14 protein-coding genes and 1 pseudogene are annotated in these 16,689 nt (G+C 64.5%); 11 read left to right on the top strand and 4 right to left on the bottom strand.

What is annotated here, in order from left to right; all coding sequences use genetic code 11:
- Nucleotides 1-59 precede the first annotated feature (59 nt).
- Together JQ580_RS10465 and JQ580_RS10460 are read right to left on the bottom strand one after the other, a co-directional pair.
- Nucleotides 60-1,553, bottom strand: coding sequence for an NAD-dependent succinate-semialdehyde dehydrogenase (locus JQ580_RS10465; protein WP_212279943.1), 1,494 nt, complete (start codon nucleotides 1,551-1,553; stop codon nucleotides 60-62).
- Nucleotides 1,554-1,671: 118 nt separating this feature from the next.
- Nucleotides 1,672-1,992, bottom strand: coding sequence for a hypothetical protein (locus JQ580_RS10460; protein WP_212279941.1), 321 nt, complete (start codon nucleotides 1,990-1,992; stop codon nucleotides 1,672-1,674).
- A gap of 346 nt (nucleotides 1,993-2,338) precedes the next feature.
- Here JQ580_RS10460 and JQ580_RS10455 point away from each other — a divergent pair, with 346 nt between their 5' ends.
- Nucleotides 2,339-3,532, top strand: a complete 1,194-nt coding sequence (locus JQ580_RS10455) for a serine hydrolase domain-containing protein (protein WP_212279939.1) — start codon at nucleotides 2,339-2,341, stop codon at nucleotides 3,530-3,532.
- Between the two features lie 152 nt (nucleotides 3,533-3,684).
- Nucleotides 3,685-5,379 (top strand): AMP-binding protein, encoded by a 1,695-nt coding sequence (locus JQ580_RS10450; protein WP_212279936.1) that lies wholly within the window; start codon nucleotides 3,685-3,687, stop codon nucleotides 5,377-5,379.
- A 148-nt stretch (nucleotides 5,380-5,527) separates the two neighbouring features.
- Here the strand turns inward: JQ580_RS10450 and JQ580_RS10445 are convergent, their stop codons facing one another.
- Nucleotides 5,528-6,529 carry an adenosine kinase gene (locus JQ580_RS10445; RefSeq protein WP_212279934.1) on the bottom strand — a complete coding sequence of 334 codons (1,002 nt, stop codon included), beginning with the start codon at nucleotides 6,527-6,529 and terminating at the stop codon, nucleotides 5,528-5,530.
- A 125-nt stretch (nucleotides 6,530-6,654) separates the two neighbouring features.
- Between JQ580_RS10445 and murJ the strand changes: the two genes are divergently transcribed.
- The 4 genes from murJ (at nucleotide 6,655) to JQ580_RS10425 (ending at nucleotide 10,650) form a co-directional block, all read left to right on the top strand.
- Nucleotides 6,655-8,205, top strand: a complete 1,551-nt coding sequence (gene murJ / locus JQ580_RS10440) for a murein biosynthesis integral membrane protein MurJ (RefSeq protein WP_212279932.1) — start codon at nucleotides 6,655-6,657, stop codon at nucleotides 8,203-8,205.
- A gap of 73 nt (nucleotides 8,206-8,278) precedes the next feature.
- Nucleotides 8,279-9,331: a tryptophan--tRNA ligase gene (trpS, locus tag JQ580_RS10435; RefSeq protein ID WP_212279930.1), complete on the top strand. Its 1,053-nt coding sequence runs from the start codon at nucleotides 8,279-8,281 to the stop codon at nucleotides 9,329-9,331.
- A gap of 92 nt (nucleotides 9,332-9,423) precedes the next feature.
- Nucleotides 9,424-9,918, top strand: a complete 495-nt coding sequence (locus JQ580_RS10430; protein WP_199580600.1) for a universal stress protein — start codon at nucleotides 9,424-9,426, stop codon at nucleotides 9,916-9,918.
- 162 nt (nucleotides 9,919-10,080) lie between these two features.
- The gene (locus JQ580_RS10425; protein WP_212279928.1) at nucleotides 10,081-10,650 is read left to right on the top strand and encodes a NifU family protein; all 570 of its coding nucleotides are present in this window, start codon (nucleotides 10,081-10,083) and stop codon (nucleotides 10,648-10,650) included.
- Between the two features lie 120 nt (nucleotides 10,651-10,770).
- Here JQ580_RS10425 and JQ580_RS10420 read toward each other — a convergent pair.
- Nucleotides 10,771-12,456: pseudogene (locus tag JQ580_RS10420) on the bottom strand (methyl-accepting chemotaxis protein).
- 307 nt (nucleotides 12,457-12,763) lie between these two features.
- On the opposite strand from JQ580_RS10420, the gene tsaB reads away from it, so the two are divergent.
- From tsaB to miaB, 5 genes are all read left to right on the top strand, one after another.
- Complete coding sequence (gene tsaB / locus JQ580_RS10415) at nucleotides 12,764-13,459, top strand: tRNA (adenosine(37)-N6)-threonylcarbamoyltransferase complex dimerization subunit type 1 TsaB (protein WP_212279926.1); 696 nt, start codon at nucleotides 12,764-12,766, stop codon at nucleotides 13,457-13,459.
- Nucleotides 13,456-13,941 (top strand): ribosomal protein S18-alanine N-acetyltransferase, encoded by a 486-nt coding sequence (gene rimI, locus JQ580_RS10410; protein ID WP_212279924.1) that lies wholly within the window; start codon nucleotides 13,456-13,458, stop codon nucleotides 13,939-13,941. The genes tsaB and rimI overlap by 4 nt, the downstream gene beginning before the upstream one ends.
- 38 nt (nucleotides 13,942-13,979) lie before the next feature.
- Entirely contained in the window at nucleotides 13,980-14,435 is a 456-nt protein-coding gene (locus JQ580_RS10405) for a Fur family transcriptional regulator (RefSeq protein ID WP_212279922.1), read from the top strand.
- A gap of 5 nt (nucleotides 14,436-14,440) precedes the next feature.
- Nucleotides 14,441-15,121 carry an HAD family hydrolase gene (locus tag JQ580_RS10400; RefSeq protein ID WP_212279920.1) on the top strand — a complete coding sequence of 227 codons (681 nt, stop codon included), beginning with the start codon at nucleotides 14,441-14,443 and terminating at the stop codon, nucleotides 15,119-15,121.
- A 135-nt stretch (nucleotides 15,122-15,256) separates the two neighbouring features.
- Complete coding sequence (gene miaB, locus JQ580_RS10395; protein ID WP_212279918.1) at nucleotides 15,257-16,651, top strand: tRNA (N6-isopentenyl adenosine(37)-C2)-methylthiotransferase MiaB; 1,395 nt, start codon at nucleotides 15,257-15,259, stop codon at nucleotides 16,649-16,651.
- Nucleotides 16,652-16,689: the final 38 nt, after the last annotated feature.

Raw genomic sequence — 16,689 nt, 5'->3', positions numbered from 1 at the left:
CGTCAGGTTAGGCGGTCCTGCCCGAGGCCTTTTGACCTGCGTCAAGCGACGCCGGGGGGCTAAACCCCCGCCATCATCACGTATTTGATCTCGACATATTCCTCCATGCCGTGACGCGAGCCTTCACGGCCGAGACCGCTTTCCTTGACGCCGCCGAAGGGCGCGACTTCGGTGGTGATCAAGCCCGTGTTGACGCCGACCATGCCGGACTCCAGCGCCTCGGCGACGCGCCAGACGCGGCCGAGATCGCGGGAGTAGAAGTAGGACGCCAGGCCAAACGGCGAGGCGTTGCACATCGCGATCACATCGGCTTCGTCCTTGAAGCGGATCACCGGCGCCAGCGGACCGAAGGTTTCCTCATGCGCCACCAGCGAGTCCGACTTGACGTCGGCCAGCACGGTCGGCTCGAAGAACGAACGCCCGAGCTCACTACGCTTGCCGCCGGTGACGACCTTGGCGCCGCGCTTGACGGCATCGGCGATGTGGCGCTCGACCTTGTCGACCGCCTTCATGTTGATCAGCGGGCCCTGGGTGACGCCGCTCTCGGTGCCGTCGCCGATCTTCATCGTGGCGACCTTCTTGGACAGCTTCTGCACAAACTCGTCGTAAATCTTGTCCTGGGCGTAGAGGCGGTTGGCGCAGACACAGGTCTGGCCCATGTTGCGGTACTTCGAGACGATGGCGCCTTCGACCGCCGCGTCGATGTCGGCGTCGTCGAACACCACGAAGGGCGCATTGCCGCCGAGTTCGAGGCCGAGGCGCTTCACGCCGACGGAGGCTTGTTGATAGAGGATCTTGCCGACCGCGGTCGAACCGGTGAAGCCGACGAAGCGCACCGCCGGATGCTCGCACAGAACCTTGCCGATCGGCGGCGCATCACCCGTGACAATGTTGAGCACGCCCTTGGGGATCCCGGCCTTCTCGGCGAGCACGGCCAGCGCCAGCGCGGAGAGCGGCGTCTCGTTGGCCGGCTTCAGCACCACGGTGCAGCCGGCGGCGAGCGCCGGGGAGACCTTGCGCGTGATCATCGAGTTGGGGAAATTCCACGGCGTGATCGCGCCGCAGACGCCGATCGGCTGCTTGATCGCAAGCAGCCGCGCGTCGGGCCGCTGCGTCGGAATGGTCTCGCCATAGACGCGGCGGGCTTCCTCGGCGAAGAACTCGATATAGGCGGCGCCGATATCGACCTCGCCGAGCGCTTCGGAGAGCGGCTTGCCCTGCTCGGAGGTGAGGATCAGCGCGAGATCCTCGCGGTTGGCGGTGATCAGCTCGAACCATTTGCGCAGGATGTTGGAGCGCTGCTTGGCGGTGTGCTTGGCCCAGCCCGGAAAGGCCCGCTGCGCGGCCTCGACCGCCTTGGTGGTCTCGTCGGCACCAAGCTGCGGGACTTTTGCAAGCTCGACGCCGGTCGCGGGATTGTTCACTGCGAACACCGGCGAGCCGACCCAGGCGCCGTCGATGTAGCAGGCCTCCTTCAGGAGCGAGGGGTCTTTCAGACGGTCGCGCAGGGTGGCGGAGGCTTGCGTGGCGCGTGCAGCAGCGGGCGGGGTCATGGCGTTACTCCTCGAACGATCAATTGGGGCGATCGGATCGGCCGGAATATAAGGACAAGCGGCGCGCAATGCACCGTCCCACAACGCACATCTGATGGGAGCTAAAGCGGCAGCGGCCTTAGGCCGCGCCGCTCATATAGGTCTCGCGGCGACCGATCATGCGCTCGGCCGCGGCTTTGGCGTCGGCCTTCGACGAAGTTGCGCAGGTCCGGTATTCGAGATCGGGAACGTCGGACTGGTTGCGGCGGCCGAACCAGTTTTTCGAGCCGACCGGCAGCAGCGCCAGGGATTGCGCCAGATTGTCGACTGCACCGAACGAATAAAGCGCGCCGGTACCGGCGATGCGCACCTCGTAGATCCCGGGCGAAATCGGTGCTTCCAGGTTCTCGCCCCGTCCGGGACGGGGATAGCGCTTCCATTCGCTCCAGGTTGAAATCATCTGAGGTCCCCTCACGGCCCCCTAGGACCGCCAAATTTGCATCAAGTCTTAACGTCGGCCGCCGATTGGGCCGAATGCTGAACGCCGCAACGCACAAAATGTTTCAAGTGCTTCAAACACCGGAATCATATTCGCCAGCGCCCATCCACGGTAACGGCGAGATGCGGCCATCCACCGCAGATTGTGGCGGCGTGTCGCCGTTCAGCACGCTTGTCGTCCTGCCTCGGGCACGGACCGTCAAGTCACGACATCGCGACCGTCGCAGGCCTCGGGACGCGCTTGCCGCGCGAGGCGTGCGGTAGGACAATCGATCACTGCCAACAATAATCAAACTCGAGGAAACGCCATGCAAAGCAAAGCTGAGATCGACGAAATCCTGCGTCAGAAGAGCGATGCCAAGGATATCCCCGGTGTCGTCGCCATCGCCGCCAGCGGCAACGACATGCTGTATCAGGGCGCGTTCGGCAAGCGCGACCTGTCCAAGCCCGACGCGATGACGGCGGACAGCGTGTTCTGGATCGCCTCAATGACGAAGGCGGTGACATCGGCGGGCGCGATGCAGCTGGTCGAGCAGGGCAAGCTGTCGCTGGATGCGCCGATCGGCGAGGTGCTGCCCGATCTCGCCAATCCGCAGGTGCTCGAAGGCTTCGACGACAAGGGCGAGGCCAAGCTGCGCCCGGCCAAGCGACCGATCACGCTGCGTCAGCTCATGACCCACACGGCCGGCTTCTGCTACAATATGTGGAACGGCGATCTCGCGGTCTATCTCGACAAGAACGGCATTCCCGCGATCACCACCTGCCAGAACGCGGCGCTGAAGACGCCGGTGATGACCGACCCCGGCACGCGCTGGGAATACGGCACCAACATCGATTTCGTCGGCAAGGCCGTGGAAGCCGTCAGCGGCAAGCGGCTGGATGCCTATTTGCGCGACAATCTGTTCAACCCGCTCGGCATGAGCGACACGGCGTTCAAGATCACCGAGAGCATGCGCAAGCGCCTTGTCGGCATGCACGCGCGCGGCGAGGATGGCCAGCTCGCGTCGATCCCGTTCGAGCTCGAGCAGGAGCCGGAGTTCCACATGGGTGGCGGCGGGCTTTATTCGACCGCGGCCGACTACATCAAGTTCACCCAGATGATCCTGAACAAGGGCCGTGGCAACGGCAACCAGGTGCTGAAGGCCGAGACGGTCGCGACGATGGGGCAGAACCACATCGGCGATCTCGCCATGACCAAGATGACGACGGCGGCGCCGATGTACACCAACGACGTCGATCTCTATCCGGAGCAGGTGAAGAAGTGGGGCCTCAGCTTCATGATCAATACCGCCAAGACGGCCGAAGGCCGCAGCGCCGGCAGCCTTGCCTGGGCGGGCCTCGCCAACACCTATTACTGGATCGACCCGGCGCGCGACGTCACCGGCGTGATCCTGATGCAGCTGCTGCCGTTCGCGGATGGAAAGTGCCTGGAGGCCTTCGCGGGCTTCGAGCGAGGCGTCTATGCCGGGCTCGATGCGGGAAGCGGACAGAAGGCGGCGTGAGACGCGCTGCTCTCACCAAACGTCATGGCCGGGCTTGTTCCGGCCATCCACGCCTTACCTTGCGGCACGAAGAACGTGGATGCCCGGGACAAGCCCGGGCATGACGACCGGGGTGGGACCGCGGCGACCATCCATGACAAGAGGAATTCGATTTGGCAGATCAGGCAGACAGCTACGTTTGCGGCATCTCGGACACGCCGCTGCTCGGCGACACCATCGGTCGCAGCCTCGACCACGCGGTGCGGCGCTGGGGCGATCGCGAGGCGCTGGTCTCGCCGAGCCACGGCGTCAGATGGACCTGGAAGGAATTCGCGGAGCGGGTCGACGCGCTCGCCGCGGGCTTTCTCGCACTCGGGCTCGAACGCGGGGAGCGGATCGGCATCTGGTCGCTCAACCGGCCGGAATGGACGCTGACCCAGTTCGCCGCCGCCAAGGCCGGCCTGATCCTGGTGACGATCAACCCGGCCTACCGGCTCAGCGAGCTTGAATTCGCGCTGAAAAAGGTCGGCTGCGCGGCGATCGTCACCGCGACCGCATTCAAGACCAGCAATTACATGGAGATGCTCAACACGCTGCTGCCGGAGCTGGCGGACGCCACGCCCGGACGGCTGCAGGCGGCGCGATTGCCGGCCTTGCGCATGGTGATCCAGATCGGCGGCCCGGCGGCTTCAGGCACGATCCCTTTCGAGGAGGTCGCGCGCATGGGCCGAGCGGAGCATCGCGAGCGGCTGGCCGTGCTCGGTGCTGCGCTTCAGTTCGACGACCCCGTCAACATCCAGTTCACCAGCGGCACCACGGGATCGCCAAAGGGCGTGACGCTGACCCATCACAACATCCTCAACAACGGCTATTTCACGGGACGCGCGATGCGCCTGACCGAGCAGGATCGCATCTGCATTCCCGTGCCGCTCTATCATTGTTTCGGCATGGTGATGGGCAACCTTGCTTCGGTCACGCTCGGCACCACCATGGTTTACCCGGGCGAGGGCTTCGATCCGCTCGCCACGCTGCGCGCGGTCGAGCAGGAGAAATGCACCGCGCTGTATGGCGTGCCGACCATGTTCATCGCGGAGCTCGATCACCCCGACTTCAAGAGTTTCGATTTGAAATCACTCCGCACCGGCATCATGGCGGGCGCGCCCTGCCCGATCGAGGTGATGAAGCGCGTCAACACCGAGATGAACATGCGCGAGGTCACGATCGCCTATGGCATGACCGAGACCAGCCCGGTGAGCTTCCAAAGCGCGACCGACGATCCGCTCGAGCGGCGCGTCTCCACGGTCGGTCGCATCCACCCGCATGTCGAGGTCAAGGTGATCGACACCGAAGGCAAGATCGTGAAGCGGGGCGAGCGTGGGGAGCTCTGCACCCGCGGCTACAGCGTCATGCTTGGATATTGGGAGGAGAAGGAAAAGACGGCCGACGTGCTCGACGCCAATGGCTGGATGCATACCGGCGACCTCGCCACCATCGATGACGCAGGCTATTGCAACATCGTCGGCCGCATCAAGGACCTGGTGATCCGCGGCGGCGAGAACCTCTATCCACGCGAGATCGAGGAATTCCTGTACCGCCATCCCAGGATTCAGGACGTGCAGATTTTTGGCGTCGCCGACAGCCGCTACGGCGAGGAGCTTTGTGCCTGGATCCGCGTCAGGCCGGGCGAAACGCTGACGGCCGAGGAGGTCCGCGCCTTTTGCGACGGCCAGATCGCGCACAACAAGATCCCGCGCTACGTCGAGTTCGTCGACGAGTTTCCGATGACGGTGACAGGAAAGATCCAGAAATTCGTGATGCGCGATGCCGTGGAGCAGCGGCTTGGGCTGACGGCGGCGAAGACGGCGTGACGCGCTCGCAACACGACGAGTGTCGTTCCCCGCGAAGGCGGGGAATCCAGCACGCCACGGCCCCTCGCTTCTATCACAACCGTCCCGGAGTCCTCGATCGCCCGGTCAAGCCGAGCGATGGCGTCTGTCGAAACGGCGCAACTTCGCCCTACGCCGTCAGCCCGCGCTGGCCGGCCAGCTCCTTCAGCGACACCTGCGGCCTCGCGCCGATGTGCTGGATGACTTCGGCGGCCGCGAGCGCACCGAGTTCACCGCACTGCTTGTAGGCAAGATTGCGCGACAGGCCGTACAGAAAGCCTGCAGCAAACAGATCGCCGGCCCCGGTGGTGTCGACCACCTTATCGACCGGGAACGCGGGCGCTGCGACGGCGTCCTCCACCGACACCACCATGCAGCCCTTCTCGCTGCGGGTGACCACGCCGAGATTGACGTCGTTGCGCAGCTGCTTCAGCGCGGTGTCGAAATCGGAGGTCATGTAGAGCGAGTGCAGCTCGGACTCGTTGGCGAAGACGATGTCGACGGTGCCGTTGCGCATCAACGAGAGAAACTCGTCGCGATAGCGGTCGACGCAGAAGGAATCCGACAGCGTCAGCGCGACCTTGCGCCGGGCGTCATGGGCGATCTTGGCTGCCTTGACGAAGGCGTCCTTGGCATTCTTGGGGTCCCAGAGATACCCCTCGAGATAGACGATACCGGCCGCCGCGATCTCGGCCGGGTCGATGTCGGCGGGCGACAGGTCCTGCGCGGCGCCGAGATAGGTGTTCATGGTGCGCTCGCCGTCATCCGTAACCAGGATGTAGGAGCAGCCGGTGGCGGGGCCGTCCGTCGCGGCGGGCGTGTTGAAGGCGACGCCGGCTGCGCGGATGTCGTGGACGTAGAGCTTGCCGATCTGGTCGTCCTTGACCTTGCCGACATAGGCGGCACGTGCCCCCAGGCTGCCGATGCCGACGATGGTGTTGGCGGCAGATCCACCCGAGACTTCCGTCGCCGGCCCCATGTCCTTGTAGATGGCTGCGGCCCGCGCCTCGTCGATCAGGGACATGCTGCCCTTGGCCATACCGTGCTTGGCCAAAAAGGCCTCGTCGGTCCTGACCAGCACATCGAACAGCGCGTTGCCGATGCCGAGAACGTCATATTTCACGTCAGCCATTCACCTTGATCCTGTTTGGCGGATTGCGAACCCTGCGAAAATCCGCTTCCTGTCGGCCTGAAATCTGGCTCGCGGCCTATCACGACCGGGCCTGCGCGGGCAAGCAACGGTATGATAAAGCGCCGATGATCCGCTCCTTCCTGACCGTCTCGACGGGAACGCTGGCCTCGCGTCTGCTGGGCTTTGCCCGCGATTCCCTGATCGCGGCGCTGCTCGGCACCGGCGCGGTGGCGGATGCGTTCCTGGCCGCATTCCAGCTGGTCAACGTGGTGCGGCGGCTGCTCAGCGAGGGCGCGCTGAACGCAGCACTGGTCCCGGCCTGGCTGCGCGTCCGTGACCGCGATGGCGCGGCGGTTGCGGCGGCATTCGCCGGACGCGTGCTCGGCACCGTCAGCGCGGCCTTGATCGCGATCTCGCTCGGCATTGCCCTGCTGATGCCGCTGATCATGACGGTCGTCGCGCCCGGCTTTCTCGGTACGGACACGCTCGATCTCGCGGTTCAGAACGCGCGGCTGATGCTGCCGTATCTCGCCTTCGCCGGTCCCGTCACGGTGCTGATGGGCCTGCTGAATGCGCAGGGACGCTTTGCGCTCACAGCGTTCTCGCCGCTGCTATTCAATATCGCCCTGATCGCCGCGATCGCTTTGCTCCTTGTCTGGCACGCCGACGCCGGCTTCGCCGCCTGGCTGCTGGCCGCCACGGTCGGCGTCGCCGGCCTGCTTCAGCTCCTGATGCTGTTGTCGCAGCGCAGCGCGCGCCTCGCGACTCCGCTGCGCGTCAGTTTCGACAAGGAGATGCGCGGCTTCTTCGCCAAGGCGATCCCCGGCATGATCGCAAGCTCGGGCCCGCAATGGCTGATGGTGGCCGGCGCGATCATCGCATCGGCGACGCCGTCCGCGGTGTCCTGGCTCTACTTCGCCAATCGCCTGATCGAGCTGCCGCTCGGCATCGTCGGCGTCGCCATGGGCACCGTGCTGGTGCCGGAGCTGACGCGCGCGGTGAGTGGCGGGGACCCTGATGCGGTAGCGCATGCGCAATCGCGCGCGCTTGAGCTTGCAACCGGGCTGGCGCTCCCTGCAACGCTCGGCCTGATCGTGCTGGCCGAACCGATCGTGCGGCTGTTGTTTGAGCATGGCGCGTTTGGTGCCGGGGACAGCGCGGCGACCGCGCGCGCGCTGATGTGGCTGGCGCTGGGCCTGCCGGCGCATGTGCTGATCAAGGCGCTGTCGCCGGCCTTCTATGCCCGCGGCGACACGATGACGCCGCTGCTTGCGACGGCCAAAGGGTTCGTGGTCGCGGTCGTGCTCGCGGTCCTGCTCGGCCGTTTCTTCGGCGCGAGCGGGATCGCCGCAAGCATCGCGGCAGGCGCCTGGAGCAGCGCGCTCTCGCTGCTCCGCAAAGGAACGGCCGAGTTCGGCTTCTCGGTCGATGCCGCCGCCCGCAAGCGGCTGCCGCGGATCGTGCTCGCCGCAACCGCCATGGGCGCCCTGCTGTGGCTGAGCGCGGGCCTCGTGCCGTCCGAGGCCCACGGGCTGGTCCGTTTCATTGCGCTGGCCCTGCAGATCGCCGCAGGAATCGCCGTCTATGGCTTGCTCCTGCAGATCCTCGGCGTCGCGTCCTGGCGCGAGGCGGCCGGTGCCCTGAAGCGCCCCGCCCGGCCCGATCCGGGCGCCTGAGCTCACAGAAATACCCTTGACGGGGCAGCGCCGCTGTTGGAAACGACGCCCCGTATCTTGCAGGAAAGCTGCCATGCCATTCGTTGAACGGGTCTTTTCGGGCGTCCAGCCGACGGGGAATCTGCACCTCGGCAATTACCTCGGCGCCATCGTCAACTTCGTGAAGATGCAGGAAACCCACAACTGCATCTATTGCGTCGTCGACATGCACGCGATCACGCAGGGCGTGGACGTCTGGGGCGGACCGGCCGAGCTTGCGCGCAATACCCGCGAGGTGACCGCAGCGTTCATTGCAAGCGGCATCGACCCCAAGAAGCACATCGTGTTCAACCAGAGCCAGGTCTCCGGCCATGCCGAACTCGCCTGGATCTTCAACTGCGTCGCGCGCATGGGCTGGCTCGGCCGCATGACCCAGTTCAAGGAGAAGGCCGGCAAGGACCGCGAGAATGCCTCGGTCGGCCTGTTCGACTATCCCGTGCTGATGGCCGCCGACATCCTGCTCTACCGCGCCACCCATGTGCCGGTCGGCGAGGACCAGAAGCAGCATCTCGAGCTCTCGCGCGACATCGCCCAGAAATTCAACAACGACTTTGGCGATTCGATCCGCAACCTCGGCGCCAATGACGGGCTGTTCTTTCCGCTGCCGGAACCCCTGATCACGGGCCCGGCGACGCGCGTGATGAGCCTGCGCGACGGCACCAAGAAGATGTCGAAGTCGGATGCGTCCGACAATTCGCGCATCAATCTGACCGACGATGCCGACACCATCGCGCAGAAGATCCGCAAGGCGAAGACCGATCCGGAGCCGTTGCCGTCGGAGGAGAAGGGCCTGGAGGCCCGTCCCGAAGCCGACAACCTCGTCGGCATCTTCGCCGCGCTCTCCGGCCGCGCCAAGGCGGACGTGCTGCGGGAATTCGGCGGCGGCCAGTTCTCCAGCTTCAAGAACGCGCTGGCGGAGCTGTGCGTCACCAAGCTGGCGCCGATCGCCGGCGAGATGAAGCGCCTCGTCGCCGATCCCGGCCATATCGATTCGATCCTGAATGAAGGTTCCGATCGGGCCCGCGCCATCGCCGACGAGACGATGAAGCTCTCCAAGGATATCGTCGGCTTCATCCGCCGGCGCTGAAGACAGTCGGCGCCAGAGCGCCGACCGCATATCCTCTCCCCAACGCTGCGGGAGTGTGGCAGCATGCCGGCCGTGCACAATCCGGGACATGCATGACCAGCAAGCGACTTTGCTTCGAGCCGGGTCACAAACCCAAATGCCTCGTCATCGTCGACGATACCGCAGAGTGGGATCGCGCGGTCTACTACGCCAGTCGCTGGGCGATCCGCGCCGGCGGCGGCGTGGTGATGCTGCGGATCATCGAGCCCGAACAGCAGAGTCAGGAATGGCTTGGTGTGGCGGACATCATGCGCGCCGAGGCGCAGGAAGCGGCGGAGGCCGCGCTCGACCGTGCCGCCGGCCGTGCCAACGGCATCGCCGCAATCACGCCGGAGCGGGTTATCCGCGAGGGTGTGCCGATGGAACAGCTGCGCGCGGTGATCGACGAGGACCCCGACATCGCCATGCTGGTGCTCGCCGCCAATCCGGGCGCGGAAGGGCCGGGACCGCTGGTCAACCTGCTGGCGCATGAATTGGGGACGTTTCCTGTGCCGGTCACGATCATCTCCGGTGCGCTGAGCGATGCGAGCGTGGATTCGCTGTCGTAGCTCGGTTTCGCCTGCCCTCCCCTGGAGGGCGGGTAAGAGCCCCTAACCTGCTGATACAACAACGGAACGGCCATCTCGCCCCTTGATCGTGCGTTCCCCGTCGCCATCTGCTAGGGAATAGGCTACGCGCCGGCCTTGAACCGGCGACGTCTGGAGAAAACCATGTTCATTCAAACCGAAGCCACCCCCAATCCCGCCACGCTGAAGTTCATTCCCGGCCGCGCCGTGGTCGACGGCAGCCCGATGGAGTTTGCCAGCCGCGAAGCGGCTGCGCAGTCGCCGCTTGCCGAAAAGCTGTTCGAGGTGCCCGGCGTCACCGGCGTGTTCTACGGATCGGATTTCATCACCGTGACCAAGGCGAACGGTGAATGGCAGCAGCTCAAGCCCGCGATTCTCGGCGCCATCATGGAGCACTACATGTCCGGCGCGCCGCTGCTCGCCGATGGCGCAGCCCAGAGCGCTGCCGATCTCGACGATGAGGACGAATTCTTCGACGAGGCCGATGCGGAAACGGTCGACATGATCAAGGACCTGATCGAAACCCGCGTGCGGCCAGCGGTCGCCAATGACGGCGGCGACATCACCTTCCGCGGCTTCAAGGACGGCATCGTCTATCTCAACATGAAGGGCTCGTGCGCCGGTTGCCCGTCATCGACTGCAACGCTCCAGCATGGCATCCAGAACCTGCTCAAGCACTTCGTGCCCGACGTGGTCGAAGTGCGACCGATGTAAACGACGAATTCGTCATTCCGGGGCGATGCAAAGCATCGAATTCAGGTGCGCAATTGTGCACCTGAGCATCTGCAAATTCCGGATTTGGTCCTACGGACCGCCCCGGAATGACAACTGAAGCTACGCCGCCTGGCCTATGCCCGCGGCCTCTTCCGCGGCCCTGCGCATACTGGCCGACATTTCCTGGGTGACCGTGCTCTGCTCCTCAACCGCAGCGGCCGTTGACGAAACATACTCGTTGACACCCTGTATCGCGCTCTTGATCGCATCCAGCGCACCAACGACGTCGACCGAGATGCCGTTCAGATTGCCGATCTCCTGCTCGATCCGGTCGGCCGCCTGCTTGGCCTGATTGGCGAGGTTCTTCACTTCCGACGCCACCACCGCAAAGCCCCGACCGGCCTCGCCGGCACGCGCGGATTCGATGGTCGCATTCAGCGCCAGCAAATTGATCTGGCCGGTGATGTTGCCGATGAGCTGCACGATCATGCTCATCGACTCCGCCGCCTGCGTCAGCCGCTGCGCCTGCTGGTCCGCTGCCTCGACCCGCCCCACCGCGGTCGATGCCGTCTCGCGCGAGCGGGTCATCGCCTCCGCAATCTCGCGCACGGAGGCGTTCAACTCCTCGGCGCCGGCGGCAACCGATTCCATCATGTCGCGCACCTTCTCGCTGCGCTTGCGCTCAATCACCTGGGCCGTGGTGTCGGATGCGTATTTCACGACCTTGAACGGTTTCCCGTTGAGATCACGGATCGGGTTGTAGGAGGCCTGGATGAAGACTTGCCGGCCGTCCTTGCCGACACGCTAATATTCGCCGGACTGGAATTCACCTGCGTTCAGCCTCGCCCAGAACGTACGATAGGCTTCGCTGCCGCGCTCATCGGCGCCCACGAACATGCCGTGATGCTTGCCGACGATCTCGGACAACGTGTAACCGAGTGCACCGAGGAAGTTCTCGTTGGCGGTCAAAACTTTGCCGTCCATGTCGAACTCGATCACGGCCTGCGATTTGCCGATCGCCTCGATCTGCCCGACGAAATTCGCGTTTGACAGCTTTTGCGCGCTGATATCGGTGGCGAACTTCACCACCTTGAACGGCTTGCCGGTGTCATCGAGGATCGGATTGTAGGAGGCGAGAATCCAGACCTCCTTGCCGCCCTTGCCAAAACGCTTGTACTCGGCTGATTGGAATTCGCTGCGCGCAAGGTTCGCCCAGAACTCTAGGTAGGCCGCGCTGTCGCGCTCGCCCGCTCCAACGAACATGCTGTGATGCCGGCCCTGGATCTCGTCGAGCGAATAGCCCATCACACTCAGGAAATTTTCGTTGGCGGTGATGATGGTGCCGTCGAGGTTGAACTCGATCACCGCCTGGGCGCGGCCAATCGCGGAAATCTTTCCGGCATCCTCCAGGCTGCGGATCTTGCGCGCGGTGATGTCGGTCGCGAACTTGACCACCTTCATCGGCTTGCCGGCCTCGTTGATGATCGGGTTGTAGGACGCCTGGATCCAGATCTCGCGGCCGCCCTTGCCGAGCCGCTTGTATTCGGCAGCCTGATATTCGCCGCGACCAAGCCGCGCCCAGAAGTCGCGATAGGCCGCACTGCCCCGTTCCTCCGGCATCACAAACACGCTGTGGTGCTTGCCGGCGATCTCGTCGAGGCGGTAGCCCATCACGTCCAGGAAATTCTGGTTGGCCGTGATGATGGTGCCGTCGAGATTGAATTCGATCACCGCCTGTGACTTGCCGAGTGCGATGACTTGAGCCAAAGCCTCCTTAGCCGAAGAACCGCTTCGCCAAAAAGACATAAATGAACCTTTCCGAATGACTGCAACGGGGCCGGCTTGATCTGCCGAAGTATCCCGTCCGAGTCCTCACTGACTCGTCTCTCCCACCCGTTGACGGTGTCACCGGTTTGCTAATGATTTCTTAAAATGAAAATATTTCAAACACTTAGCTATCCCCAAGGTTGCAAATCAGCGTCTCTGCTTAAGGAAGGGTGCGCGAATTTCCAGCAATTTCGCGCCCACGTAGAATTACGGGGCTGATCGTGCATCTGTCGAGAAACCAAACTTGGACTGGTTCGACCGCGGCCCGACCGATTAAGCTGATTCGATGCTGATCCTCGCCATCGATACCGCGCTCGACGCCTGCTCCGTTGCCGTGCTCGACACCGAAGCGGCCGAGCTCCTCGCGCAGGAGCAGCTCCTCATGAAGCGCGGCCATGCCGAGGCGCTGATGCCGATGATCGCGCGCGTCATGCAATCGGCCAGTCTCGCCTTCACCGCTCTCGACCGCATCGCGGTAACCGTCGGCCCCGGAAGCTTCACCGGCCTGCGCGTCGGCATTTCCGCGGCACGCGGTCTTGCGCTCGCGGCGGAGCGGCCGGCGATCGGCCTGACCACCTTGTCGGCCTATGCGGCCGCCATCGTTGGTCAGAGCCAATCGGCACCCGTGATCTCCGCGATCGACGCGCGCCACGACCACGTCTATTTCCAGATCGTCGCCGGCGACGGCAGCCAGCTGGTGCGGCCGAGCGTCGCGTCCGTCGACGCGGCGATCGCAGCCTCGCAGTTTGGCGCGCCGCATCTGGTCGGCAACGCCGCAAATATCCTCGCCGGGCGCTGGCCGAACGATGTCACGCAGCCGGTTACAGTCGACGCGCAGCCCGCGCCCGATATCGGCTGGGTCGCATGGCTCGGCGCTGCCGCCGATCCCGCGACGAATCCGGCGCGGCCGTTCTATCTGAAAGCGCCTGACGCCAAGCCGGCGGCACAGCCGCCGTTTGCAGCACAAGCCGCGATCCCATGATGAGATGGTTGTCGGAATGGTGGCGCGGCGGCACCGCCGCCGTCGAGCCCGCATCCGTGCGTGACGCCGCGCGGCTGGCGCAGCTCCACGGCGCCTCCTTCGCGCGCGGCTGGGGCGAGGGCGAATTCGAGAGCATGGTCAGCGAGCGCAACACGCTCGTGCATCGGTTGCGCCTCGGCCGCAAGACCGTCGGATTCGCGGTGTCGCGGATCGGCGCAGATGAAGCGGAGATCCTCTCGATCGCGGTGGACGAGGCCTATCGCGGCCACGGCCTCTCACGCACGCTGCTGATGACCCATCTCGGCCACCTCGCAGGGCGCGGCGTCCGCACAATATTTCTCGAGGTCGAGGAAAACAACCAGCCGGCGCGGCGGCTCTATGACAGGGCCGGATTCGTGGTGGTCGGGCGCCGCGAACGCTACTATAAGCAGCCGAACGGGGAACAATTGAACGCCCTTCTGATGCGACGTGACTTGTCGTAACATTGATGGCAGAAAGCGCCCCGCCAGGCAGACAAAAGATGACCGCACTGAAACCTTCTTCCGCATCCAAGGCGTCCGGCATCGAAGCGCGCTGTGCCGCCACCGGCATGCGCATGACCGAGCAGCGCCGTGTGATCGCCCGCGTGCTCGCGGAGGCGGTCGATCATCCCGATGTCGAGGAATTGTACCGGCGTTGTGTCGCGGTCGACGACAAGATTTCGATCTCGACGGTGTACCGCACCGTCAAGCTGTTCGAGGATGCGGGCATCATCGAGCGCCATGATTTCCGCGAAGGCCGCGCGCGTTACGAGCAGATGCGTGACAGCCATCACGACCACCTCATCAATCTGCGGGACGGCAAGGTGATCGAGTTCACCTCAGAAGAGATCGAGAAGCTACAGGCGGAAATCGCCCGCCAGCTCGGCTACAAGCTTGTCGACCACCGGCTCGAGCTCTATTGCGTCCCGCTCGACGACGACAAGCCGACGTCTTAAGTTTAGTGCCCGCAGACCTCATCATCTTCGACTGCGACGGCGTGCTCGTGGACAGCGAGGTGATCTCCTGTCGCGCCCATGCCGACGTGCTGACGCGACACGGTTATCCGATCACGTCGGAGCAGGTGCTGGTCCGCTTCCTCGGCGTATCGGAAAAGGACGCGCGGCGGATGGTCGAACAGGAGATCGGCCGCAGTCTCCCGGATGATCTGGAGCAGCAGATCAGCGCGGCGACGCTGCAATTCTACGCCAGCGATCTGCAGCCGATCACCCATGTTGCGGCGGCGATCGGTGCAATCGATCTGCCCAAATGCGTCGCATCGAGTGGCACGCCGGAGAAGATCACGCACGGGCTGACCTGCGCCGGCCTCTACGACCTGCTCGCCCCCCACATCTTTTCCGCAAGCCAGGTCGCGCGCGGCAAGCCCGCGCCCGATCTGTTCCTGTTTGCCGCCGGACAGATGAAGATCGCGCCGGAACGGTGCCTCGTGATCGAGGACAGCGTGCCCGGCGTCACCGGCGCGCGCGCCGCCGGGATGACCGTGCTGGGCTTTCACGGCGGCAGCCATTGCCCGCCGGGGCACGCTGAAAGGCTGCGCGCCGCCGGCGCCGCATTGACGTTCGATGATATGCGGCAATTGCCGGAGTTGGTCCGGCGGGTCGCTTTGGACACTCGGGCGGGCTGAATCTGACGCCAAAGCTCGCGATTCCGCACTTGGCGGCCGCTTGGCGCCGCTAACGAGCCTTCCGCACCCCATTGGCTGGATTTTCTCGCGTCCAACCTATATTTGATCGCTGTCCTCCACCAAATTCCGGGTTCCATGACGCCGCCGCGCAAGCTGCACATCAAATCATATGGCTGCCAGATGAACGTCTACGATGCCCAGCGCATGGTGGACACGTTGGCTCCGGAAGGATTCGTGGAGACGGCCAGCGCTGACGACGCCGACCTGGTCATCCTCAACACCTGCCATATCCGCGAGAAGGCCTCCGAAAAGGTCTATTCCGAGCTCGGCCGGCTGCGCGTCGCCAAGGACGAGGCCGCCCGCGCCGGGCGCGTGATGCAGATCGCGGTCGCGGGCTGCGTGGCGCAGGCCGAAGGCGGGGAGATCACACGACGCGCGCCGGTGGTCGATGTCGTTGTCGGCCCGCAGAGCTATCATCACCTGCCCGAGCTCTTGAAGCGTGCGCGCGACGAAGGCCGGGCGATCGAGACCGAGTTTCCCGCCCAGGACAAGTTCGGCTTTCTCGCCCAACCCAAGCCCGACGCAATCCGCGCGCGCGGCATTTCCGCTTTCGTCACGGTGCAGGAAGGTTGCGACAAGTTCTGCACCTTCTGTGTGGTGCCTTATACGCGCGGCGCCGAAGTGTCCCGGCCCGTGGCGAAGATCGTCGACGACGTGAAGCGGCTCGCCGACAACGGCGTGCGCGAGCTCACGCTGATTGGGCAGAACGTCAACGCCTATCATGGCGATGGGCCGGACGGGAAAACCTGGCCGCTCGGCAGGCTGCTCGAACATCTGGCGACGATTCCCGGCATCGCGCGGTTGCGCTACTCGACCAGCCACCCCCGCGACGTCGACGACAGCCTGATTGCTGCCCATCGCGATCTCGGTGCCCTGATGCCGTTCGTGCACCTGCCGGTGCAGTCGGGCTCGGACCGGATTCTGGCGGCCATGAACCGCAAACATACCGCCGATGATTATCTCAATGTCATCGACCGTTTCCGGTCTGCGCGCCAAGACATTGCTTTTTCATCAGATTTTATCGTCGGCTTCCCCGGCGAGAGCGAGCAAGATTTTCTCGCCACCCTCGCGCTTGTCACGCAAATCGGCTACGCTGCTGCTTATTCGTTCAAATACTCCGCCCGGCCGGGAACGCCGGCCGCGGATATGCAGGAGACGGTGTCCCCCGCCGAAATGGACCAGCGATTGGAGCGGCTCCAGGAACTGATCGACAGCCAGCAATCGGCCTTCAACAAGGCCGCGATTGGCTCAACGGTCGACGTGCTGTTCGAGCGTCCGGCGCGCAAGCACGGCCAGATCGTCGGCCGCACCGCTTTCCTGCAGCCTGCCCATGTGATGGCCTCGCCCGACATCATCGGACAGATCCTGCCTGTCAGGATCGACAGCCTCGAACGCTACAGTTTCCTCGGCGAGCTCGTGACCCCGCACGGCGCGCGCGAGCCCGTTTTATCGCAAGCCACTGGAGCCTGAACCCTTGCCCAAAAGCGCATCGGATTCGTCTTCGCTCG

The sequence above is a fragment of the Bradyrhizobium sp. SZCCT0148 genome, from assembly GCF_018129985.1.
GTDB lineage: Bacteria > Pseudomonadota > Alphaproteobacteria > Rhizobiales > Xanthobacteraceae > Bradyrhizobium > Bradyrhizobium japonicum_H.
Note: the sequence above shows the minus strand (reverse complement) of the source record. Positions and strands in the feature narration are given on the sequence as shown.

Coding starts and splice junctions, on each gene's coding strand:
- JQ580_RS10465 (WP_212279943.1), bottom strand. CDS start 1,553: ATGACCCCGCCCGCTGCTGCACGCGCCACGCAAGCCTCCGCCACCCTG.
- JQ580_RS10460 (WP_212279941.1), bottom strand. CDS start 1,992: ATGATTTCAACCTGGAGCGAATGGAAGCGCTATCCCCGTCCCGGACGG.
- JQ580_RS10455 (WP_212279939.1), top strand. CDS start 2,339: ATGCAAAGCAAAGCTGAGATCGACGAAATCCTGCGTCAGAAGAGCGAT.
- JQ580_RS10445 (WP_212279934.1), bottom strand. CDS start 6,529: ATGGCTGACGTGAAATATGACGTTCTCGGCATCGGCAACGCGCTGTTC.
- murJ (WP_212279932.1), top strand. CDS start 6,655: ATGATCCGCTCCTTCCTGACCGTCTCGACGGGAACGCTGGCCTCGCGT.
- trpS (WP_212279930.1), top strand. CDS start 8,279: ATGCCATTCGTTGAACGGGTCTTTTCGGGCGTCCAGCCGACGGGGAAT.
- JQ580_RS10430 (WP_199580600.1), top strand. CDS start 9,424: ATGACCAGCAAGCGACTTTGCTTCGAGCCGGGTCACAAACCCAAATGC.
- JQ580_RS10425 (WP_212279928.1), top strand. CDS start 10,081: ATGTTCATTCAAACCGAAGCCACCCCCAATCCCGCCACGCTGAAGTTC.
- tsaB (WP_212279926.1), top strand. CDS start 12,764: ATGCTGATCCTCGCCATCGATACCGCGCTCGACGCCTGCTCCGTTGCC.
- rimI (WP_212279924.1), top strand. CDS start 13,456: ATGATGAGATGGTTGTCGGAATGGTGGCGCGGCGGCACCGCCGCCGTC.
- JQ580_RS10405 (WP_212279922.1), top strand. CDS start 13,980: ATGACCGCACTGAAACCTTCTTCCGCATCCAAGGCGTCCGGCATCGAA.
- miaB (WP_212279918.1), top strand. CDS start 15,257: ATGACGCCGCCGCGCAAGCTGCACATCAAATCATATGGCTGCCAGATG.